This is a genomic window from Ignavibacteriales bacterium, assembly GCA_016709765.1.
Classification (GTDB): domain Bacteria; phylum Bacteroidota; class Ignavibacteria; order Ignavibacteriales; family Ignavibacteriaceae; genus IGN3.
In genome coordinates this window covers 779,522-804,225 of record JADJMD010000013.1, presented here as the reverse complement: position 1 = coordinate 804,225, position 24,704 = coordinate 779,522, and the positions used below count along the sequence as shown (strand labels likewise).

Genomic DNA, 24,704 nt, shown 5'->3' with positions numbered 1-24,704 from the left:
TTAAACTATTTTTAAATAATTAGAGTTTTAAATGAAAACTATTTTGAGTTTAATAATGCTTTGCTATTCAACTTTTGCATTTAGTCAAAGCGCGGAATCAGTTTTAAAATCACTGCAAAATAAATTTGATTCTATTACCGATCTTACTGCTAAGGTATCTCAGAAATCTAACGGCAAATCAAATCTTACCGGAACAATGTATTTTAAAAAAGAAAACAACCTTAGAATTGAATTTGGAGATCAAACCATTGTGGCCGATGGAGAAACCTCGTGGAATTATAACAAGAAAAACAAAAAATTAATTATTAGTGATTATGATGAAGCAGGATCTGGATTGCTATCAATAAATTATCTCGTTTATCAATATCCGTCCGAATGTGTTTTAAGTTTATCATCTCAAGGGAGTAAACAGATTTTAAATTTAAAACCAAAATCAAATAAAAATAATCTTGGAGAAGTAAAGCTTTATATCACAAAAGAAAACTTGATCGATAAAGCGGTAATCACAAATGTAGCAACCGGAACGATGGAAGTATCATTTTCAAATTATAAACTCAATCAAAATATATCCGATACAATGTTTTCATTTACAGCGCCGGAAGGAACAACAGTAGTTGACCTCAGATAAGAAAAGTAAATTTGGCAGAATTGGTGTTATCGTTAATTATGGTGTTTCAATCATTCTTGCGGTTGTCTTTTTATATATCGCTTTTTATAATGTTGATTTTAGCGAAGTTCTAACGATTGTATCACACGCAAACTTGCTCTGGGTTTTTATTTTTATTGTAGTTACGATGCTTGGCCATTATTTTCGCGCCATTAGATGGAAATACATCCTTAATTCCGTTAAGCCAAACACATCAATGAAAAATCTTTTTGGTTCTCTAATGGTTGGATACGGAGTTAACTGTGTTACTCCAAAACTTGGCGAAGTTACTCGCGCTGTATTAATCGGAAAGTGGGAAGGATTATCGCGCTCATCAATGTTTGGAACAGTTATTCTTGAAAGAATAATTGATATCATTTCAATGGGCGGTTCTATTATTGTTGCACTTTTTCTTACAAGTGTAAGCCTTTCTGAAAAATTTCCCTGGCTTATTTCTTCTCTGTACATCATGGGTGCAGTTATAGTTTTATCTATCGTTTTGCTTTCGTTGATATTAAAATCAAAAGAAAAATTTTCTAAAATTATTTTAAAATTTGTTGGAAAAATATCACACAAATTTGCTGAAAGAATTGCCTACATCTTTACTATGCTTGCAGAAGGTTTTGCAAGTTTAAAGGGATCTAAAAACTATTTTTGGACAATATTTTGGACTGTTGCAATTATAGTTTTATATGCTTTTGGTTCTTATGTAGGTTTATTAATGCTTGATATGCAAAACATACAACCAATTACATTTGGGATGGGCTGGATAATAATGAGTATTAGCGCAATTGGTGTTATAATTCCAACGCCCGGCAGCACAGGTTCTTATCATACATTAGCAAAATCCACCTTAGTTTTAATTTTTGGATTTGCTGAAACCATAAGCGTTGCATATGCATTTTTAACACATATAATTGGTTACATTTTATTTATTGTTACAGCATTAATAATGTTTTTTATAGTTAACAAGCAAAAAGAAAATTTATTTGATGTTGTTGAATCAGAAATAAGGGAAGTATGAAAAAAATATTAATACCATTTTTTGTAATTATCATTTCAATGTTTTCTTATGCACAAAAACAGAATGAAATTAGAGCTTCAATGGGAATTGATTTTATTAGCGTCCCCTCACTAAAAGATTTTCTTGAACTTAATTATTCTCCTGATAGGCTTAGTGACTTTAGTTCAGCTGTAAATTTTTCTGGTGCGTACGGGCGAATGATTGGAGACGACAGCCAATTAGAGCTTGAGCTGAGTTACTTGCTTAACTCATATAATTATTCTCAAGATAATGGAACTTATGATTTAAGTTACGCAGTAATAATGCCTTCTCTATTATATAATTATGTAATAGTTGGCAAGGGATACAATTTTAAATTTGGCGGCGGTGCAGGCTTAAGATTATTATCAATTACTGAAAAGCGACCGGGACAGTTTGATGAGAATAAATCGTCAGTTGGCTATGGTTTTATACTGCGTGCAGCAGGAAACACAGCAATTGCTCAAGATGTATTCGCTCATATCGGAGCAGATATTCGTTATGATGTATTAGGTAAACCAGATGAGAGTGCTACTGGTAACACTATTGGAAACGTTAATTTTAGTTCTCTCTCATTTGGCATTAGGTTAGGAATTTCATATCAATTTTAAGGAGTTTGGTTGAGTTTATTTGAAGCAATTATTCTTGGTGTTGTTCAGGGATTAACAGAATTTTTACCTATCAGCAGCACAGGGCATTTAACACTTGCCGGAAAATTCATGGGATTAATTTCAGATAAAAATCCTGAACATTGGACTGCGTTTATTGCTGTTATCCAACTTGGAACTATGGTTTCAATACTTGTTTATTTCTGGAAGGATCTCTGGAATATTTTTACTGAATTCTTGCAAAATAATTTTCAAAAAAGATTAAAATATTCTGAACAATCAATAAATTCAAAACTTGGTTGGATGATCATTGCAGGGACAATTCCAATTGTGATTATAGGTTTATTCTTTAAAGATGCAATTGAAGGGGCGTTTACAAAAAATTTATATGTGATCGCAATTAGTTTGATAGTTCTTGCAATCATTCTTGCCGTTGCAGAAAAAACCGCTCGTTTTAAAAAAGATCTTAAAGATATAGCTATGATGGATTCTATCTTAATTGGACTTGCTCAAGCAGTTGCTCTTATTCCCGGCTCATCAAGATCGGGTACGACAATTACGGGAGGATTGTTTTTAGGATTAAAAAGAGATGTAGCTGCAAGATTTTCCTTTTTGTTAAGCGTGCCTGCTGTGCTTGCAAGCGGAATGCTTCAACTAAAAGAATCTTTAGTGTTCATAAATTATGATATGGCGGTTAGTATTATCGTAGCAACAGTTGTATCCGGAATAAGCGGCTATATAGCAATTGATTTTTTACTTAAGTTTTTAAAAAAGAATTCAACATTTGTTTTTATCTTTTATAGAATAACACTCGGAGTTTTAATATTATTTTTAATTTATTCAAATATCATAAATCCATAGGAGGTTAAATGAAAAAACTATTTTTTGCTGCGGCAATAATCGGATTATTTTTATCATCAAATAATTTTTCACAAGAAAAGGAAACACAAGTAATGAGTGACAGTACAACAGTAGCGGTTATCCAAACAAATATGGGCACAATTGAAATTGAATTATTCGAAAAACAAACTCCAAAAACTGTAGAAAATTTTGTTGGGCTTGCTAACAAAGGATATTATAAAGATGTAATTTTTCATCGCGTTATTGATGGCTTTATGATTCAAGGCGGCGATCCAACTGGAACAGGACGCGGTGGTGAAAGTTTTTGGGGCAAAAAATTTAACGATGAAATTGTAAAAGAACTTGTATTTGATTCTGAGGGATTACTTGCAATGGCAAACGCTGGACCAAATACCAACGGCAGTCAATTTTTTATAACTCTTGCTCCAACAAAATGGTTGAACGGTAATCATACGATTTTTGGTAAGGTTATTAACGGAATGGACGTTGTGAAATCGATTGGTAGAGTAAAAAAAGATGGACAGGATCGGCCCTATGCAGATGTTGTTATGGAAAGTGTTGCTATAGAGAAAAGATAAGTTTTATTAGTAATAATTATTTTTTAATGGTGACATCTTCTTGATAGATGTCATCTTTATTTTAAAAAGTTAGCAATGGCAAAAAGTAAAGCACCTGCAATACAAGAAATTGAAAAGCAATTAAAGCAAAAAAAGATTTTGCCTGTTTATTACCTCTTTGGTGAAGACTCATACAGTATAGATTCCATTGTTGATGTGATAGAAAAAACTGTGCAGCCGTTTATCACTTCAGATTTTGATAAAGAAGTTTTGTATGGTGAGAATCAATCATTTGCAAGCATAATTGGTTTAGCTTCTACTTTCCCTTTCGGCTCTGATAAAAAACTTATTATTGTTAAACAAGCCGAAAAGTTAAAAGATAAAAAAGAGAAGAAAGAAATAGTGAATTATTTCCAATCCCCAACTGAGTTTACGGTCCTTTTGTTTATTCATGATGGAGCAATTTCAAACCCCGCTTCTGATCCCTATAAAACTTTGGCAAACGAAGGGTTTCTTTTTGAAGCAAAAGAATTAAAAGGCAAAAGTTTAATTGATTGGCTGATAACCACGGTAGAAAAAAATGGAAAGACCATTTCTTATGATAACGCGCAATTGCTTACAGACATTTCTGGTGAGAACAGAAACACTTTAGAATCCCAGCTGGAAAAAATATTTATTTACGTTGGAGATAAAAAAGAAATTACGATTGATAGCATTCGCGGATTATCTACATCATTAAAGCAATACACAATATTTGATTTACAAAATGCAATTGGTAAAAAAAATAAATCCGCAGCTTTAAAGGTTGCTATTAATCTGCTCAAAAATGGGATGGAACCGATACAGATAATTGCAATGCTCAATAAGTATTTTACAAGTCTTGCAAGATTAAATGAACTAACCACGACAAATACCAATGAATTTCAAATAGCAAGAATTATGGGTACGCACCCATACTTTCTAAAAGATTATCATAGTGCTCGCAGAATATTTTCGGATGAACATCTTACTTCATCGTTTTCTGCTTTGCTAAAAGCTGATTTAGCGATTAAAACCACGTCGCTTGATGATTATACACTAATTAGTGTGTTAATTGCAGAAATAATTCCTGATTAAATAAAACAAAAATCCGTAAAAGCTTTTCTAATTATTTTTGTAAATTTTGCACAGAAATTGAAACAAACATCCAACTAATAAAGTATAAAACCGTTGACGGATAGAAATCTTATCGAATTTACTGATGAAGAGCTGATTCTTGAATTTCAAAGCAGTGGGAGTGAAAAAGCCTTTGAAATTTTAGTGCAGAGATTTAAAAATCCTTTAACAAATTATGTTTACAGGTTTCTTGGTGATTATGATAGCTGTGTTGATGTGGTTCAGGATGCTTTTGTTAAAGTTTATCGATATAAAGATAATTACAGTTCGTTGGCAAAATTTTCAACTTGGATTTACACAATTGCGGGTAATCTTGCACGAACTGAATATCAAAGAAAACGCAGAAGAAATTTTTTCTCGATAAGCAGTTATGGTGATGAAGAAAAAGTTTTTGATATTCCGGATAATTCAACTCGGCCGGATGTTGCGGCGGATATGAGTTTGAAAAATGAGATCATTCAGAAAGCATTGTTAAAAGTTCGTGATTCATATCGAGAGGCAGTGATACTTAGAGATATTCAAGAATTAACTTACGAAGAAATTGCGGCTATTATGAAAATTGAAGTTGGTACTGTAAAATCAAGGATAAATCGTGGTAGAGCAGAGTTGCAGAAATATCTAAAAGATATTTATAATGATTAAGTTGAAAGGTATCGTGCTGAATTTATTTAAGCATCTCATATTTGTTTTGAAGACTCTGAAACAAGTTCAGGGTGACGAAATAATGATTAAGGTTTTATGAAATGAACGAAGAAGAAAAAACATATAAAAAATTATTGGATGATTTAAAAAATCTTCCCAGGATTGATGCGCCAAAAAATTTTGAAACGGAGCTTTTAAGAAAAATCAATTCATCTGAAGTTGAAAAGAAAGAAAGCTTTTGGGACAAATTACTTTCGCCAGGTAAAATAGCACCCGCTGCTGTTGCTTTAGTTTCTGCTGCTATTATCTTTTTTGTTGTTGATATTAATTCAGAAGAAATGGAAGACCCCCTAAACATTGCTCCAAGATTGCGTGAGGATTTGATTGTCGTTGAATCAATAAATGATATTCCTATCGAACCATTAAAGAAATCAGGAATAGTTAAAGAACAATTAAATAATCTAGATGAAGGATTAATCGAAAAGAAAGAAATTAAAGATGAACTAAAAAGAAACGAAGTATCGTTAGAACGATCGGACTTGAAATCTAAATCCGTTAACCAATCAATTACAGATGAGCTAGCTTCGGATAAATCTGATTCTGATAGTTTTGGAACAGAAGAAACAAGAAATTTAGGTGGACGTGTAACACCGTCCGCTACTTTGGAATCTGAAATAATTAAAGCGGACAGTTTTGAAAGAGAAATGAAAAGAGAAAGGGATAGAATTGAAAATCTTCCAGTTATAAGGGGTAGAGCAGATGATGTAAGCAAAGATAATATCAACTTTATGCAGCGAAATCTTTCAGCAGAAGAGAAAAAAGAAGTTCAGCAGTTAAAAATGAAAGTACAGACTGAAAAAAGCTCAAAAACTGATCAAAAATCGAACAAATTGCCCTAAAAGTTATATTGGATAATACTGCTAAAACGTCTATATTTACAGCCATGATTTTAAGAAAAACTATTATTTAGGATTTTTATGAAAAAAGGAATTCATCCAGAATATAAACCAGTTGTATTTCAAGATGCATCTTGTGATTTTGCAATTTTAACTCGCTCCACGATTAGAACAAGCGATACTATTCAATGGACAGATGGAAATACTTATCCATTAGTTAAGTTAGAAATTTCAAGCGGTTCACATCCGTTCTTTACCGGAAAACAAAAGTTACTCGATACAGCCGGTAGAGTTGAAAAATTCAACAAGAAATACAGCAAGAAACAATAATATTCTTTTTGTATTTCTATTTATTTTTAGCCTCGATTATTCGGGGCTTTTTTATTTTTGGCTTTTAGAAATCGCAACAATTATTTAGGTTTTAATTAGATAACTAGATGAAGAAAAACACAAAAAATATTCTTATTGCCGCAGCAGTTTTAGTTGTGATTGCAATAGTAATGCTTCCAAAATTATTATCATCCTCCGAGAGTGGGAAAAATACAACACCCGGTGGCGGTGCTGATATGGTTATACCAGTTAAAGCACACATCGTATCTTTATCAACTTTAAATAACAGTGTTTTTACAACGGGTACTATTCTTGCCAACGAAGAAGTTGAACTGAGAAGCGAAACTTCCGGAAAGATTACTAAAATACTTTTTAAAGAAGGTTCGTTTGTTAGTAAAGGTGCCCTTTTAATAAAAATAAATGATGCTGATTTGCAAGCGCAGTTACGTAGAGCAGAATCAAAAGTGAAATTATCACAGGAGAAAGAAGCAAGACAAAGGCAACTTCGCGATGGTAATTTGATAAGTCAGGAAGAATATGATAATACTGTAAGTGAATTAAATGTTAATCAGGCTGATTATGATTTGATTAAAGCGCAAATAGATAAAACAGAAATTATAGCGCCATTTAGCGGCGTGGTTGGGTTGCGGTCCGTTAGCGAAGGAAGTTATGTTACAACCTCAATTGTGATAGCACGGCTGCAAAATTTTAACAGCATTAAAGTTGATTTCTCAATTCCCGAAATGTATTCCGCATCTGTAAAAAAGGGTGATGAACTTGAATTTAGAATCAGCGGAAGTAACCAGTTGTATAAGGCAAAAGTTTATGCAATAGAACCCAAAATTGATCCCGGTACAAGAACATTACAGATTAGAGCTATTTGCAGCGCATCTTACAAAGATTTAATACCCGGCGCTTTTGCAAATGTTGAGTTGAGTTTAAAGCAAACAAGTAACGCTGTGCTTATTCCAACTGTTTCAATCGTACCAGAACTAAAAGGACAAATAGTTTATCTTTATAAAAGCGGCGTTGTTGTGCCACAGCCTGTTGAAACAGGTGTTAGAGAAGAATCACTTGTTCAGATCGTTAAAGGCGTTAGTGAAGGTGACACGGTTATTACTTCTGGCATTTTACAGATCAGGTCAAATTCCAAAGTCAAAATTTCAGAATTTAATTAATCAGAATTTTCCAAATGAGTTTATCATCCATTAGTATTCAGCGTCCGGTACTTGCAATTGTAATGTCGATTGTAATTGTTGTATTTGGAATTCTTGGTTATACCTATTTGGGCGTGAGGGAATTTCCTTCTGTTGACCCACCCATAATTACTGTTTCTACAAACTATGTTGGCGCAAATGCTGATGTCATAGAAAGCCAGATTACTGAACCTCTCGAAGAATCAATAAACGGAATATCAGGTATAAAATCACTTACCTCTGTTAGCCGAGATGGAAGAAGCACAATAACAGTTGAGTTTGATATTGACATCGATCTTGAAGCAGCAACAAATGATGTTCGCGATAGAGTATCGAGATCACTTTCTAATCTTCCACCTGATGTTGATGTGCCTATTGTTGCAAAAGCTGATGCGGATGCGACACCAATTGTATTTATGAATGTGCAAAGTGATACTAGAAATTTGCTTGAGATTTCTGAAATAGCGAACAATGTTTTTAAAGAAAGATTTCAAACAATTAGTGGTGTTAGCAGTGTGCAAATCTGGGGCGAAAAAAAATATGCTATGCGATTGTGGCTTGATCCTGCTAAACTTGCTTCTTTTCAACTATCGCCTGTTGATGTTAGAAACGCACTTAATCGTGAAAATGTTGAACTTCCATCCGGAAGAATTGAAGGAGACAATACAGAGCTTTCAATTAGAACAATCGGCAGACTTCAGACTGAAGAAGAGTTTAACAATTTAATAATAAAAGAATCTGGCGGTAGTATTGTTCGAGTCAGAGATGTTGGCAACGCAAGATTAGGGGCAGAAAATGAACGCTCAATTTTAAAGCGTGATGGAATTCCGATGGTTGGTGTTGTATTAATTGCACAAGCCGGAGCAAATAATATTGCAATTGCGGACGAGTTTTATAGAAGGTTAGAGATACTTAAGAAATCGTTGCCGTCAGATATCAAAACAGGAATTGGATTTGATGTTACAACTTATATTCGCGAATCTATAAAAGAAGTTGAACAAACAATTTTAGTCGCTTTTGGATTGGTTGTATTAATTATCTTTTTGTTTTTGCGTGATTGGCGGACAACACTTATACCAATAATTGTAATTCCAATTTCGCTTATCGGTTCATTCTTTATAATGTACATTGCAGATTTTTCTATTAATGTGCTAACTCTGCTGGGCATTGTTCTTGCAATCGGTATGGTTGTGGATGATGCAATTGTTGTGTTGGAAAACATTTATTCAAAAATTGAAAATAAAATGGATCCCGTAGAAGCAGGCAAAAAAGGATCTGCTGAAATATTTTTTGCAGTTATCTCTACAACTGTTGCACTCGCTTCCGTTTTTATGCCGGTTATCTTTTTGCAAGGATTAACAGGCAGGCTTTTTAGAGAGTTTGGAATTGTTGTTGCTGGCGCTGTAATCATTTCGTCTTTTGTGGCCCTTACTTTAACACCTATGCTTAGCACAAAAATTCTAAAACGTAGAGAGCATCATAATTGGTTTTACAATATTACCGAACCATTTTTTGTAAAGATTAATGAAACTTACAAAAGGCATTTGGTTTTCTTTATCGCTCATCGCTGGTTTGCTTTTCCTGTAACCGCTTTTGCAATTATTTTAATTTACCTTTTATTTAAGGTTGTACCCACTGAGCTTGCACCGCTTGAAGACAGAAGTCGTTTATCCGTTATTGCCTCTGCTCCTGAGGGTGCAACATTTGAATACATGGATAGATACATTGATGAAGCTGTGGATGTAATTGGTAAAAATGTTCCAGAAAAAGAAGGAATTATTTCCGTTACTTCACCGGGATTTGGTGCTTCTAGTTCTGTTAATTCGGGATTTATCAATTTGATTTTGAAACAGCCTGAGTTGAGAAAAAAATCACAGCAGCAAATAGCTGACGAAATTACTCCATTGGTTAATTCACTTACAGGTGCACGAGCGTTTATTACACAGCAGCAGACTATTGGGGGCAGCAGACGCGGTGGTTTACCGGTTCAGTTTGTTTTGCAGGCTCCTAACTTTAAAACGTTAGAAGAATTTTTACCAAAGTTTATTGATGAAACAAGAAAGTATCCTGCATTTACAATTGTTGATGTGAATCTAAAATTCAATAAGCCTGAATTAAAACTTTTAATCGATAGACAAAAGGCACGCGCGCTTGGTGTTTCTACAATTGATATTGCACAGACAATTCAGGCTGCGTTTAGCGGACAAAGATTTGGTTATTTTATTAAAGATGGAAAACAATATCAGGTTATCGGACAATTTTCTCGAGAGAATAGAGATGCCCCGATTGATTTAAAATCTACTTATGTAAAAAATAACAAGGGAGAATTAATACAATTAGATAATGTTGTTTTTGTTAGTGAACAAAGCGCTCCACCACAGCTGTACAGATTTAACAGATATGTTTCTGCAACTGTTTCTGCTGGATTAGCGCCTGGTGTTTCTCTTGGTGAGGGAATTAATACTATGTATGAAATTGCTGATAAAGTTTTAGATGATAGATTCGCTACTGCTCTTGACGGCGCATCAAAAGATTTTAAGGAAAGTTCCTCAAGTTTACTTTTTGCTTTTATTTTGGCGCTTGGATTGATTTATCTTGTTCTTGCAGCACAGTTTGAAAGTTTTCGCGATCCTTTTATAATTTTGTTTACTGTTCCGCTTGCGCTTGCAGGTGCGTTGTTTTCTCTTTGGTATTTCAATCAAACTTTAAACATTTTTAGTGAGATTGGAATTATCATGCTTATAGGTTTGGTAACAAAAAACGGAATTTTAATTGTTGAATTTGCAAACCAGAGAAAAGCCACCGGACTTTCTAAAAATGAAGCAGTAGTTAGTGCCGCCGCATCCAGGTTAAGACCAATTTTAATGACAAGCCTTTCCACAGTTTTGGGAATTCTACCAATTGCACTTGCGCTTGGCGCAGGTTCCGAAAGCAGGGTTTCTATGGGTATAGCAGTTGTTGGCGGATTAATACTATCTACATTTTTAACTTTGTTTATTGTTCCAGCTATCTATTCATTCTTTTCAAGAAAAACTGCTACTGTTACAAATGTAACGGAGTAAGTCTAAAGCAAAATGCTCTCTTTTTACTTTTCACTTAGCAAATGATAATTAAAATTTAATTTGACTTTAAAAAATATTTTAATTTTGTTTGTTATGAGTTTTTGGAGGAATTATGTTCTGGGTAAAGGTTCTTAAAAATAATTTGTTCTCCCTTCCTTTTGTAGTTATTAAAAATATTCTGGCACGATTGTTTACTCTCTCTCTGCACTATTTATTGGGGTGGAGAGATGCTTCTAATTTATGTCTTACAACTTCTCAATAAATTGTATGAAGTTCCTAACACTTCAATACAAACTTTCCAAATCAATTTTCTTCTTAAATTTTACATTGTACATTTTGCATTGTACATTGATAATTCCCCAACTGGTTTTACATAGCCTAAAGGAATCAGTTTTTCTTTCCCTAAACATTTTTTAACAAGGTAATAAAGAAATGAAAAAAGTAATAGTTTGTTGTCTGATGTTTGTACTATGTAGTTTTGTTTTAGCACAGAGCAAAGAAGAAAGAATCCAGCAGCTTAAAAGCCGCGAAGATATAAAAGTAACAGAGATTGAACCCAACCTACTAAAACTTGAATACCCAAACGGTAAATTACTATACAAAAACATTGGGGACTATCAACAACCATCTACCAACAACCAACAATTATATTCTCCAACTTACGATAGCACAATAATAGACCTGACAACAATAGATACAACTCTTTATTGCCAGAAGTACAGGTTTTGGCAAACTGTACTAATCTCAAACCGTAAATTTCCCATTATAGGTGATATAAATGGAAATGGAAGGGTTGAACTGTATGGATTTGAAAAAGATTATACTATTGATTATACAAGTGTCGTAGCAAAAGAGATGAATGCAAACGGCACATTTGATTCAGTCTGGTATTATAGCCCAAGTACAGTTGCAAGAAATATTTATGATGTAGATGGGGATGGAAATTTAGACCTACATTTAATCTCGGAGGAAAGTGATACTGTTATTCATTGGGCAATTATGAAAAGTAAAATTTTTACCAAGCCTAGTGACACATCACTTGCAATCAATTTATCATTTGATTTTCAGGCAGAAGACTCCAACACTGTACAGTATAATCCACGATTCGCAATGCTGGATGGTGATTCGAGGACTGATTATTTGTACTTAGGTGCGCCAACAAGACAATACCTTGGAATTTATGAATACAACCCTGTAGCAAATTCCCTGGATTCAGTCTTTCATTATAATTACACGGGCATAGATACCTGGTTTGAAGGTTTTGCCGTTGATGATTTTGATAACGATGGTATCCCCGAAATTATTATTGGAGGCATTGACGGCAAAGTTGCTTCATTCGAAAGTACCGGTGATAATGCTTATCAACTAATCTGGACTGGTGAGGTACCTACTAACAATGCTTATATGCTTTGCAGTACAAATGATATAGACCGGAATGGCAAAAAAGAATTATGGGTTGGAGGCGATGCATTTTACAACGGTGTTGGGATAACAAGATTGAGCTGCTTTGAAGCAACTGGAAATAATTCCTATGAAATAGTTGGACGCATCGATTTAGTTGGAATTTTTACATTCTTCGCATATAACATACAGGCAGTGGACGTAGATAATGACGGTATAGATGAATTGATGGTTTGCATAGACGGGAATTTTCTCATTCTTAAATTTAATGGAAGTTCGGAACATCAAACTTATGAAGTATATTATATAAAACAGAATGATAGGGCATTGCAAGGTGAGAATAGTGTTTTTTGGGGAGGCACTATGTACGATTTAGACAATGATGGCAAAAAAGAAATACTTATTGATTGGGATCATATCAAAGAGAATATAGGTATCCGGTTCTATACTGCAATATATACGCCTGATAGTTTAACTAGTGTAAATGAACCTCCATCAATTATATATGATTATGACTTAGAACAAAATTTCCCAAACCCATTCAATCTATCTACACAAGTGAGGTTCATAATTCCAAATAGCTCTAAAGTATCTGTAAAAGTTTATAACCTATTAGGGAAAGAAATATCTGAATTAATAAATGAAGAACTACCACGCGGAAGTTATACAATTAACTGGGAAGCAAGGGATAAGGATAATAATCCTCTTCCTTCTGGAATATATTTTATAAAATTAAATGCCGGTAGTTTTAGCAATACTATAAAGGCAGTCTTACTTAAATAGTTTTTACAAGGTAAAAAAATATGAAAAAGACAATTTTAATTATCGTATTAATTTTTTCAGGTGCAATAATTGCACAATCCTGGAATAATATAGTAACTACAACTATAAACGAACCGAATCTTGTTCAACTTGAGAACTTTGCAAACAGGGATGGTATTCACGTTGTAGTTCAGAATTCAAATTCAACAAACTCTATTAAATATTATAGATTTAATAGCTCTGGCGTTGTTCAGACTACTACGACTATTGAGACACAGGGCGGTGCGGAATTTCCGAATATTGCAGGTGATAATGATCATCTGTATATAAGCTATCGCCTAGGAAATAATGTTGTTACAAAAAAATATATTTACGCAAACGGGACTTGGGAATCACAGTCTCCTATAAGTTTGAATAACCAAAACTGCGGTAACGTTGATAATGCTTATGATTATAGAGGGTTACACCTTGTTTATTCAGAGTTTGATGGTTCGAATTCTTATAAAACCAATTATTATTTATATGCTACTACAGTACCTTCAAATAATTTTGTTGTAAATAATTATGCAGATTATTTAGGTTGGCCAACAATAACTCTTTCATCAAATAAAGCTCATGTTGGATTTCACTCTGAAGGTTATGTTAAAACCCGAGATAAAAATTTAATTAATAATAGCTGGGAAAGCACACAATCATTAGTAATTACAGATGGCAATGAACGAGTGCAAAGCGGTTGCGATAAACTTTTTGATTTCTATGATGATTTAGTGCCTGGTATTTTTGTTAACCTTTACGTAAAAGAAAGAGATATTAACAGTAGCACATGGTCTTCTCCACAATTACTGAATTATTCTGTAAGCCCATATCTTGAGAACAGGGTAAGATCTACCGTAACTTATGACGGTAAAACTCATATAATATACCAGTCAAGCCAACTTTTGCATAGGAGTTATACTTGTTCAGAAGGTTCATGGTCAAGCGAATTTGGTGTCACCGATTATCCAAGTTTTACACAAAGCTCAGGTTTATCATCAGCATCAAATGATCTTTATGTCGTTTATCTTGAAACTTCAGGCTCAACTTATCTTAAATACCGTCAATACGATGCAGCACCGTTTGCACCACAAAATCCTCAACTCTCTGCAAACCCAGGAAATGGAATGGTAAGATTTAGCTGGACAAAGAATAACGAAGCGGATATTTCTGCTTATGAAGTTTGGAGAAAGATAAACACTGGAAGCTGGCAATTAATTTCAACAACTTCAAATAACTATTTTGTTGACCCGACATACTATTATGCACCTGGAGCAGGTGATTTTATGGTAACATATAAGGTTAGAGCTAAAGACGTTGGTAATTATTTTTCAGCATACAGTTCTGAAGTGAGTACAAGAGCAGAGGAATTGGGCAAACAAAAGGTTGTAAACAATTTAGAACTTGATTATGGATTATTGCAAAATTATCCAAATCCATTCAATCCAAGTACAAAAATTTCATATTCAATAAAAGAAGAAGGATTAGTAATATTAAAAGTTTACGATGTTTTAGGAAAAGAAATTGTAACTCTTGTAAATGAAAGCAAACCAGCAGGAGTTTATGAGGCAGAATTTAATGCTTCTCAACTGCCAAGTGGAATGTATATTTACAAAATTCAAGCAGGTAGTTTTTCAGATGTTAAAAAGATGATTTTGACAAAGTAATTGTCTATTTCGGGGGACAAGGGGAGACCTTGTCCCTTTTTAGTGTGGGGTTAAAAACACTTCAATTTTTAATAAAACCTTTGATTTTGCGCTATTTTTGATTTCCAAAAATGGAAATGGAGTTCTGAAACTTAAGACTCATATTTCCAAAATCGGAAGATAGACTCTGAAGGTTCAGGGTTGTATTTCTAAAATCGGAAATAGGACTCTGAAACTTAAAACACATATTTCCAAAAACGGAAGATATGCTCTGAAGGTTCAGGGTTGTATTTCTAATATTGGAAATAGGGCTCTGAAACTTAAAACTCGTATTTCCCAAAATGGAAGATGGACTCAGAAGCTTTCGAATTGTAATCTTAAAACGCAGAAAGAAATTAAAAAAAAATTTAATTACAAAGAAGGAATCTAACTTGTTTCAATCGTCTAATCGTAATAAAAAAGGCGATTCGAAGACCGCCTTTTAAATGTTAATTGTTCAATTCTAAATGTTCAATTAAAATCAAAATGCATTTTAATCATTGAGCATTTATCATTTAAGATTGAACATTAATTAAACAAGTCCCTGATCCAGCATAGCATCTGCAACTTTTAAGAAGCCGGCAATGTTTGCACCGTTAACATAATTGCCCGGCGTTCCATATTTTTCTGCAGTGGTAACACAGGTTTCGTGGATTCTAATCATAATTTCGTGTAAACGTTTATCAACTTCTTCACGATTCCATGGTAAGCGCATTGAATTTTGTGACATTTCTAATCCGGAAGTTGCGACACCGCCCGCGTTAGAAGCCTTTCCAGGGGCATAAAGAATTTTAGCATCAGTAAATACTTTAAATCCTTCGATAGTTGTTGGCATATTTGCACCTTCACAAACACACATACAACCATTCTTTACCAGTTCTTTAGCATTATTTTCATCTAACTCATTTTGTGTAGCGCAGGGAAGAGCAACATCGCATTTAACTTCCCAAGGACGCTTACCTGCAACAAACTTAACTTTAAATTCTTTTGCATAATCTTCAACTGCGTCTTTATTACTAGCTCTAAGTTTTAACATATAATCGATTTTTTCACCTTTAATTCCGTCCGGGTCATATACATATCCATCAGGACCGGAAAGTGTAACAACTTTTCCACCAAGCTCTGTTGCTTTTTGAACTGCGCCCCATGCAACGTTTCCAAACCCGGAAACTGCAACTATTTTACCATCAAACGAAGTGTTTTTTGTTTTTAACATTTCTTTTGCAAAATAAACTACGCCAAAGCCCGTAGCTTCCGGTCGGATTAATGATCCGCCCCAATTAATACCTTTACCAGTTAAAACACCAGTAAATTCATTACGTAATCTTTTATATTGTCCAAACAAGAAACCAATTTCTCTTCCACCTACACCAATATCACCAGCAGGGACATCAGTATTAGGACCGATATGTCTTGAAAGCTCCGTCATAAAGCTCTGGCAAAAACGCATAACTTCGTTATCAGATTTTCCTTTTGGATCAAAATCGGATCCGCCTTTACCACCGCCCATAGGCAATGTGGTTAAAGAATTTTTAAATACTTGCTCAAATGCTAAGAACTTTAGAATACCAAGTGTTACGGAGGGGTGAAATCTTAATCCACCTTTGTAAGGACCGATGGCAGAATTCATTTCAATTCTATATCCACGGTTAATGTGAATTTCACCTTGATCATCAATCCAAGGAACGCGGAATGTAATTGTTCTTTCTGGTTCTACCATTCTCTCTAGAATTTTCATTGAGCGGTACTCAGGATGACGTTGTAATACTAATTCAAGTGAACCCATTACTTCTTCAACCGCTTGGTGGAATTCCGGTTCTGCAGGATTTTTTGCTTTAACATCAGCAATTAATTTATTTGTGTAATCAGACATAAAAGACCTCTATTTTTGTTTGTTGTTCATCAACGATGAACTAAGTTTGTGATAAATAATTTTTTATTAATTGTATAAGTAGACAGAGAATTTTCGGAGTGTAAAGCACTTTTTCCCCTAAGAATTTTTATTGTTGCGTTTAGCATTTAGTGATAAAATCAATATTTTTTGTACATCAAAATTAGAAAGAAAAAAAGTAATTCCCTAAATAATTAAGGCGGATTAAGAGTGGATTAATCGATATTTTAATATCGTCTTTTAACAAATATTTCAATCAATAAATATAAATTGATAGTTCAACTAAACTTTTAAGAGAGGTATTTATGTCTTTAGAAATAATTAAGGAAAAAGTTGCGCAGGCCGTTGATATTTTAAATGAAAAAAATATTGATATGTGGGTTACATTCGTTCAGGAAACTAAGGTTTTAAAAGATCCAATTATGGATATGACAGTTGGAGATCATTCAACCTGGAAATCTGCGTTTATCATCAATAAAGATGGCGATACAACTGCAATTGTTGGTGATATGGAACTTGAGAATTTTGTTAAATCCGGTGTTTATAAAAACATTGTTGGTTATTTAAAATCATTTAAAGAACCGTTTGTAGAATATGTTAAGAAAAAAAATCCGCAAACAATTGCAATTAACTTTTCTGTAAACTCTGTTCTTTCGGATGGATTAACACATGGAATGTATTTGCTGCTGATGGATTATCTAAAAGGAACGGGATACGAAAATAAAATTGTAAGCGCTGAAGAAATCATCTCACCATTACGCGGAAGAAAATCCGATAAAGAGCTTGCAATTATGCAGGAAGCTGTTAATGAAACTTTAAAGATTTTTGCTAAGGTTACTGCTTACATCAAACCTGGGTTAAGTGAAAAAGATATTGCAGATTATGTTTTAAAGATCACAAAAGAAAAGGGTTTCGGTTTAGCCTGGGATGAAGAAACTTGCCCAGCTGTTTTTACAGGTCCGAATCCATCTAATCCGCACTCAGGTCCAACTGATCGTAAGATAGAAAAAGGTCATTTAATTAATATGGATTTTGGTATTTACTACAAAGGCTACTGTTCAGATCTGCAGAGGACATGGTATGTTTTAAAGGACGGAGAAACAAAAGCTCCAGATGCAGTACAAAAAGGATTTGAAATTATTCGTGATTCAATTCAAATGGTTGCTGATGCTTTAAAGCCTGGCGTTACCGGTGTTGAAATGGATGACATTGCAAGAAATTATATTACAAAAAATGGCTATCCGGAATATCCGCACGGACTAGGCCATCAAGTTGGAAAAGAAGTGCATGATGGCGGTGCAGGACTTTTCCCTCGATGGGAAAAATACGGCAATGCTCCATTTTTGAAACTAGAAGAACGACAGGTTTTTACAATCGAACCAAGGTTGCCTGTTGAAGGTTACGGAGTGTCTACACTTGAAGAAGAAGTTTATTTAACAGCAAGTGGTTGTAAATTCATCTCAAAACCTCAGAAAGAACTAATTTTAGTTTGATCAAAATCTGCTCATTTTATTTACAGCTTGGTGAATTATTGCCAAGCTGTAAACTATTAATTGCATTAAACTATTAACATTTCTACAGCTTCGGTTATTATTACTTCAATTTTGCAATTAACATTAACATTTCATCAAAAAAGTTCGATAATTAGATTATAAATAAAGTGTTTTTAGAGCTTTTAGTTGCAACCCATGGAATGAATATTGAACAAATCCGATAAAGATTTTTTCTAAAACAATACAAAAAACTAAGATAAAAAATTTGAGAAACGACAAAGCATTTTGGGATGAAAATCATATTAATGAAAATAATAATATGAGTCTCTCTAATTATTCTGTAATTGCCGATGATTTACCAGTATTATTATGTCGTTTTAGAAAAGATGGCTCAATAATTTTTGTAAATGACTCGTACGCTAAATTTTTTAACACTTCAAAAGATGTTTTAATCGGTACAAAGTTTTTTATCTCAGCTGATGAGTTTGAAAAAACCGGTTTCTCTAATCCATTTTTAAATAAATACAAAAAACAGTTTTCATTGCAGCTTAGCGATAACTCAATTCACTGGATTGAATGGACTGTTAACAGAATATCAGATCGGAATTCAGAAGGATTTGAATATCAGGCAATTGGGCAAGATATTTCTGAACACAAACTTCTTGAAGAACATTTAACAAAAATCTCTGTTGCCGTTGATCAAAGTAATTCCACAGTTGTAATAACGGATACTGAAGGAAACATTGAATATGTTAATCCCAGATTTACTAAAATAACCGGTTACACCGCCGATGAAGCTAAAGGGAAAAACACACGAATACTCAAGTCGGATAAGAATGATGCAAAAGTTTATGCTGATATGTGGAGTACAATCACAAAGGGGGATGAATGGCAAGGGGAATTATTAAACAAGAAAAAAAATGGCGAGTTGTTTTGGGAATTAGTAACAATATCCCCGGTTAAAAACGATAATGGAATTATAACTAATTATATAGCTATTAAAGAAGATATTAGTGATTTTAAAAAATCCGAAAAATTAGAAAAAACACTTTACCAAATATCGCGTGCCATAATTGACAACCAGGATCTTGATAGTCTTTACTCATCAATTCATAAATCGTTATCTGAAATTTTACCTGTAGAAAATTTTTTTATAGCAATTTATGATAAGAAAAAAAATCTTTTAAGTTTTCCTTACTTTGTAGATGAATATGACGAACCATACGAAACAGAACCCCCCGGAAAAGGATTAACTGAATATGTTCTAAGAACTGGCAAACCATTGCATGTAGATCAGGCAATATTTAAAACTTTAGTTGAAAAGGGAGAAGTTGATCTTGTTGGAACTGATTCACTTGATTGGATTGGTGTTCCGTTAAAAATTGGTGAAGATATTTTTGGTGTGCTTGTAGTTCAAACATATTCTGAAAAAAGAAGATTGGATGAGAACGATTTAAATGTTTTAATTTATGTTTCAGATCAAATTGCACTTGCCATTGAAAGAACAAGAACTAATAACTTATTAAAAAGCAGTGAAGAGCGTTATAAGCTTTTATTTGATAAAGCGGCTGATTTAATTTTAATTATTAATCCAACAGGAACAGTGCTTGATATCAATAATATTTTTGAACTAGAAACCGGTTACAAAAGAAATGAGTTAATTGGAAAAAATATTTTTCACTCGGGATTGCTGACCTCAAAATCTTCCGTATCAACAGCGTTTTATTTATCGCGATTAATGATTGGAAAAGATGTTCCAATTTTTGAAATAGATGGAATAAAAAAAGACGGGGATAATATTACATATGAACTTAGGGCTGTTCCTATTTTAGAAAAAGAGGAACTGATTGGTGTACAGGCTATCCTTAGAAATATTTCGGATCGAAAGAAAACCGAAGCAAAACTTCACCACAGTGAGAAACAACTATCGAACCTTATGTCTAGTTTACCAGGCATGGCGTATCGTTCCAGATACGATATAAACTGGACGATGGAGTTTGTTAGTCAGGGTTGTTTAGACCTTACTGGCTTCACGGCTGATGAATTAACTCTTAATTCTAAAATTTCTTATGCAGAACTTATCCATCCAGAAGACAAAGAAAATGTTTTTATAACAATTAGAGAATCAATTAATAAAAAAGCACCATATCAACTTGTCTATCGAATAAGAACAAAAAGCGGGGCAGAAAAATGGGCTTGGGAAAAAGGGACCGCGCAAGTTTCTAAAAAAGGGAAAGTAGAAACTTTAGAGGGGTTTGTCACCGATATTTCAGCCAGAGTCAATACAGAATCTGCTTTAAAAGAAAGTGAAGAACTTTATAAAAAGTTGATTGCAACTTTACCTGATATTATTACCATAACCGATATAAATGGTGAGATACTATTTTTGAATGATATTGGAATTAAATTTAGTGGCCACAAGAATTTTGAAGAAGTTAAAAATAAAAATATAATGGGCTTTATAGCTCAAAAGGATAAAGATAAAGGCTTTAGAAATTTTAAAAATGCACTTACAAAAAAGATTGGCCCACAGGAATACAACTTTGTGAATAGCAAAGGAGAAGAATTTCTTTTTGAGGTGCATCGTGAGGTATTGAGATCTTTTGACGAATCTCCATACGGACTTATTTTCTCGATGAGGGATATAACCTCTCGAAAAAAAGCGGAGATAGAACTTGCTCAATCCGAAGAAAAGTATAGAACTCTTATAGATAGTATTCAGGACGGCGTTTTCTTAATTGTTGATGGAATACTTTTATTTGTTAATAAGGCTTTTTCTAAAATGATAGGATATGAGAATGGCGAGATCGAAGGAGTTTCATTTCTTAAATTTGTGGCTCCTGAAGATGTTGAACTTGTAGTAGGTAATTATAAGTTAAGGCAGGAAGGTAAGCTGGCACCATCGTCATACGAATGGCGCATGCTTCATAAAAACGGCAGCAAGGTTTTTGTAAATATGAGTGCCCGAGTAATTAGTTATCAGGGTAAAAAAGCTACGATTGGAACTCTAAAAGATATTACTCATCAAAAAAAATTAGAACAAATACTGCTCAATCAAAAAAATCTATTTAAGGGGGTTGCAGATGCAGCAAATATACTTTTAACAGAAAGAAATTTTGATCTTGCGATTTCTAACACCTTAAAATCGCTTGGACAATCATCTGATATCGATAGAGTTTATATTTTTGAAAACCATTTTGACTCTAATTCTTCCGAACCATTGTTGAGTCAAAAATATGAGTGGACAAACGGTAAGGTGAGTCCCGAAATTGATAATCCCGAAATGCAAAACCTAAAATACTTTCCAATGTTTGAAAGTTGGTATCCAATATTAAATAACGGCGGGACTGTCAATAATTTGGTGAAGGATTTAAATCCTGAGTTAAAAAATTTACTTAGCATTCAAGGGATAAAATCTATTTTACTCGTACCAATAATGGTTAATAATCAGTTCTGGGGATTTATTGGCTTTGACTATTGTCAATCGGAAAGAATTTGGAGTGAAAGTGAGATATCAATTTTACAAACTACTGCAGCAAATCTCGGTGGTATAATTGAACGAGAAACGACTAAAAAAGAATTGATCGACGCAAAAAATACAGCTGAAGAAATGAGCAAGTTAAAATCTATTTTTCTTGCAAATATGAGTCACGAAATTAGAACTCCACTTATTGCGATTTTAGGTTACACAGAAATACTAAAATCAGAAGTTGAGCATCAAGAGTGGAATGACATGATTACCACAATTATGCAAAGCGGAAAAAGATTAATGGAAACTCTAAATCTTCTTTTAGATCTATCTAAAGTTGAAGCTGATAAAGTTCAAACAAATTACAACGAAATAAACATTGCAGAAGAAGTAACTGAAGTTGTAATTATGCTGGGTCCTGTTGCACAGAAGAAAAATCTTTACTTAAAATCTAAAATTGAAAAGGATGTTGTTCTATCAAAACTTGATAAAAGACTTTTACATTCTATTATCACAAATCTTGTAAACAATGCAATTAAGTACACAAATACAGGCGGAATTACAGTTGAGTTAAGCACCATTAACAGCAACGGAATAGACTATGCGATGATTAGAGTTGTTGATACAGGTATTGGAATTGCAAAAGAAGATCAGGAAAATGTTTTTGAAGAGTTTAGGCAGGTTAGTGAAGGTTACAATCGACATTTTGAAGGTGCCGGCTTAGGATTAACTATCTCTAAAAAGTTTGCAGAAAAAATGGGAGGTAGTATTTCTTTAGAAAGTGAAGTTGGCAAAGGCTCTACGTTTACAGTGGTATTCCAAGCTGAAGGAGAGGGTGTTAAATCAAAACCGATAAATACTATGACTAATGAGAATATTCTACCATCTCCCCTTAGAAAAAGAAGAAAAGTTTTAGTTGTTGATGATGACATTGCGACCAGAAATATTGTTGAACTATTTCTGCGTGGCGAAATTGAACTTGAATCGGCATCTAACAGTGAAGAAGCAACGGATTTAATAAATAAAGAGGTTTATTCCGTTGTTCTTATGGACATAAGCCTTGGCAAAGGTATAAGCGGTGTAGAGTTATTAAAAAATGTTAGAACACTTCCTCAATATAAAAATGTACCTATTATAGCCGTAACTGCTCATGCAATGGTTGGAGATAAAGAAAAGTTTTTATCATCAGGCTTTGATGATTACTTATCCAAACCATTTGGCAAAAAAGATTTGATAAACAAAGTTCGCAGTTGGGTTGCACATGGCAATTCTATTGGTAAGAGTTAAAAATTAAAACTCACAGATACGCTGGTAAGCGTCTACCAAATTATCCTTATACTCATCTAAACTAATTTCAATTGCCCCAAACATTTTAAGATGCTCAGTCATATATTGAACATCAAGCAGTGCAAAGTTCTTTTCTTTAAGATGATAAAGCAGATTAATTAATGCCGCTTTGGAAGCTTGTGAAACTTTTGAAAACATTGACTCGCCAAAAAAAGCACCTCGAAAAGTAACACCATATAATCCGCCAACAAGCGCTCCATTCTTCCACGTTTCAACCGAATGAAGATGACCGCGTTTAATTAATCTTTTGTATGCTTCGATTAGTCTTTCAGAAATCCATGTATGATCGCGGTCTGCGCAGCCTCTGATAACAGAAATTATTTCGGTATCGTGCTTGACTACAAAATTTAATTTATCAATTTCTTTTTTTGTGGATCTTGGGATATTAAAATTGTTAATGGGAATCACACATCTAGTATCTGGAAGGAACCATTCAATAGCTCCGGATTCTTGATCTGCCATAGGAAATGCCCCTGTAGCATACAGCCTTAGCATATTATCCGGTTTTAGAAATTCATCAAATATTTCGTCTTCTTTAGCGCTCATTTTTATCACTTAAATGCAGAAAATCGAACAAAATTTTTTTTGAAATTTACCTTGTTTAAGTTAACACATAAAATTTTATATTTCTTTATAAACTGAGTTAGTTCTAATAAATTTTATGAAAAAAACTGCAGTAGTTGCTCTCGGAGGAAACGCGCTTTTACGGGGAAATGAAATCGGCACTATCCAGCAACAGGAAAAAAACACATACGATACTTGCATCAACTTATTAAATCTTCTTAAGGAAAATTATAATCTTGTCATAACCCATGGCAATGGTCCGCAAGTTGGTAATATTATGCTGCGCAACGAAGCGGGATATAACAATTACAAAATTCCCAAAATGCCCCTTGATATCTGTGTTGCCGATTCACAAGGCGGGATTGGTTATATGATTGAGCGTCAGGTTTATAATCTTTTTAAAGATCAAAAAATTAGAAAAAATGTTGTAACTCTTGTTACACAGGTTTTAGTTGATAAAAATGATCCGGCATTTCAAAATCCGACCAAACCAGTTGGTGCGTTTTATCTAAAAGAAGAAGCTGATCTTCTTGCACGAGTAAACAACTTTGTGTTTAAAGAAGATCCAAGAAAACGTGGCTGGAGAAGAGTGGTTCCATCACCACAGCCAATAGATATTTTAAATAAAAAAACTATTAAAGATCTTGTTAAAAAAGGAAACTTAGTTATTGCTTCAGGCGGCGGAGGCGTTCCCGTTTATCGCGGTGAAGATAAAAAACTATATGGTGTTGAAGCTGTTATTGATAAAGATCATGCATCAGCATTGCTTGCGGCAGAAATTGGTGCAGAAGCATTTTATATTCTTACAGATGTTCCCAAAGTATATTTGCGATTTAATAAACCGGATCAGAAAGCGATAGATATAATTACTGCTGATGAGGCACAAAAGTATTATAATGATGGTGAATTTGCTGCTGGAAGTATGGGACCAAAAATACTTGCTGCAATTAAATTTGTAAAAGGTGGGGGTAAAGAAACCGTAATTACAGATTCAACTATGCTTGGCGATCCAAAAGGTGGAACTAGAATAGTAAGTAGTAAGTAGATTATATTTATTGATAAAT

At 33.7% G+C, this 24,704-nt stretch carries 18 protein-coding genes; 16 read left to right on the top strand and 2 right to left on the bottom strand.

Going from position 1 to position 24,704, the window contains the following annotated elements; genetic code table 11:
- The first annotated feature begins 31 nt into the window (after positions 1-31).
- The 13 genes from IPJ23_13105 to IPJ23_13045 all read left to right on the top strand — a co-directional run bounded on the left by IPJ23_13105 (position 32) and on the right by IPJ23_13045 (position 14,858).
- On the top strand, positions 32-628 hold the full coding sequence (locus tag IPJ23_13105) for an outer membrane lipoprotein carrier protein LolA (protein MBK7631614.1): 597 nt from the start codon (positions 32-34) through the stop codon (positions 626-628).
- Entirely contained in the window at positions 615-1,670 is a 1,056-nt protein-coding gene (locus IPJ23_13100) for a flippase-like domain-containing protein (protein MBK7631613.1), read from the top strand. The genes IPJ23_13105 and IPJ23_13100 overlap by 14 nt, the downstream gene beginning before the upstream one ends.
- Complete coding sequence (locus IPJ23_13095; protein ID MBK7631612.1) at positions 1,667-2,299, top strand: hypothetical protein; 633 nt, start codon at positions 1,667-1,669, stop codon at positions 2,297-2,299. Before IPJ23_13100 ends, IPJ23_13095 begins: the two co-directional genes overlap by 4 nt.
- 9 nt (positions 2,300-2,308) lie before the next feature.
- Complete coding sequence (gene uppP, locus IPJ23_13090) at positions 2,309-3,157, top strand: undecaprenyl-diphosphatase UppP (GenBank protein MBK7631611.1); 849 nt, start codon at positions 2,309-2,311, stop codon at positions 3,155-3,157.
- 8 nt (positions 3,158-3,165) lie between these two features.
- Positions 3,166-3,735 (top strand): peptidylprolyl isomerase, encoded by a 570-nt coding sequence (locus tag IPJ23_13085; protein MBK7631610.1) that lies wholly within the window; start codon positions 3,166-3,168, stop codon positions 3,733-3,735.
- Positions 3,736-3,810: 75 nt separating this feature from the next.
- On the top strand, positions 3,811-4,830 hold the full coding sequence (holA, locus tag IPJ23_13080) for a DNA polymerase III subunit delta (GenBank protein ID MBK7631609.1): 1,020 nt from the start codon (positions 3,811-3,813) through the stop codon (positions 4,828-4,830).
- 93 nt (positions 4,831-4,923) lie between these two features.
- Positions 4,924-5,511, top strand: coding sequence for a sigma-70 family RNA polymerase sigma factor (locus tag IPJ23_13075; GenBank protein ID MBK7631608.1), 588 nt, complete (start codon positions 4,924-4,926; stop codon positions 5,509-5,511).
- Positions 5,512-5,612: 101 nt separating this feature from the next.
- Complete coding sequence (locus IPJ23_13070; GenBank protein ID MBK7631607.1) at positions 5,613-6,410, top strand: hypothetical protein; 798 nt, start codon at positions 5,613-5,615, stop codon at positions 6,408-6,410.
- Between the two features lie 78 nt (positions 6,411-6,488).
- Complete coding sequence (locus IPJ23_13065) at positions 6,489-6,737, top strand: type B 50S ribosomal protein L31 (GenBank protein ID MBK7631606.1); 249 nt, start codon at positions 6,489-6,491, stop codon at positions 6,735-6,737.
- Positions 6,738-6,844: 107 nt separating this feature from the next.
- Positions 6,845-7,915: an efflux RND transporter periplasmic adaptor subunit gene (locus tag IPJ23_13060; GenBank protein MBK7631605.1), complete on the top strand. Its 1,071-nt coding sequence runs from the start codon at positions 6,845-6,847 to the stop codon at positions 7,913-7,915.
- A gap of 14 nt (positions 7,916-7,929) precedes the next feature.
- Complete coding sequence (locus IPJ23_13055) at positions 7,930-10,995, top strand: efflux RND transporter permease subunit (GenBank protein ID MBK7631604.1); 3,066 nt, start codon at positions 7,930-7,932, stop codon at positions 10,993-10,995.
- 432 nt (positions 10,996-11,427) lie between these two features.
- A complete protein-coding gene (locus IPJ23_13050) occupies positions 11,428-13,179 on the top strand; it encodes a T9SS type A sorting domain-containing protein (GenBank protein MBK7631603.1) in 1,752 nt (583 codons plus the stop codon).
- A gap of 1,139 nt (positions 13,180-14,318) precedes the next feature.
- Positions 14,319-14,858 (top strand): T9SS type A sorting domain-containing protein, encoded by a 540-nt coding sequence (locus IPJ23_13045; protein ID MBK7631602.1) that lies wholly within the window; start codon positions 14,319-14,321, stop codon positions 14,856-14,858.
- Between the two features lie 550 nt (positions 14,859-15,408).
- Here the strand turns inward: IPJ23_13045 and gdhA are convergent.
- Entirely contained in the window at positions 15,409-16,749 is a 1,341-nt protein-coding gene (gdhA, locus tag IPJ23_13040; GenBank protein ID MBK7631601.1) for an NADP-specific glutamate dehydrogenase, read from the bottom strand.
- A 323-nt stretch (positions 16,750-17,072) separates the two neighbouring features.
- Here gdhA and IPJ23_13035 point away from each other — a divergent pair, with 323 nt between their 5' ends.
- Together IPJ23_13035 and IPJ23_13030 are read left to right on the top strand one after the other, a co-directional pair.
- Complete coding sequence (locus IPJ23_13035) at positions 17,073-18,260, top strand: aminopeptidase P family protein (GenBank protein MBK7631600.1); 1,188 nt, start codon at positions 17,073-17,075, stop codon at positions 18,258-18,260.
- A gap of 265 nt (positions 18,261-18,525) precedes the next feature.
- Positions 18,526-23,016: a PAS domain S-box protein gene (locus tag IPJ23_13030; GenBank protein MBK7631599.1), complete on the top strand. Its 4,491-nt coding sequence runs from the start codon at positions 18,526-18,528 to the stop codon at positions 23,014-23,016.
- 3 nt (positions 23,017-23,019) lie between these two features.
- Here the strand turns inward: IPJ23_13030 and IPJ23_13025 are convergent, their stop codons facing one another.
- Positions 23,020-23,622, bottom strand: a complete 603-nt coding sequence (locus IPJ23_13025; GenBank protein ID MBK7631598.1) for a leucyl/phenylalanyl-tRNA--protein transferase — start codon at positions 23,620-23,622, stop codon at positions 23,020-23,022.
- Between the two features lie 115 nt (positions 23,623-23,737).
- On the opposite strand from IPJ23_13025, the gene arcC reads away from it, so the two are divergent.
- Positions 23,738-24,685, top strand: a complete 948-nt coding sequence (gene arcC / locus IPJ23_13020; protein ID MBK7631597.1) for a carbamate kinase — start codon at positions 23,738-23,740, stop codon at positions 24,683-24,685.
- Positions 24,686-24,704 lie beyond the last annotated feature (19 nt).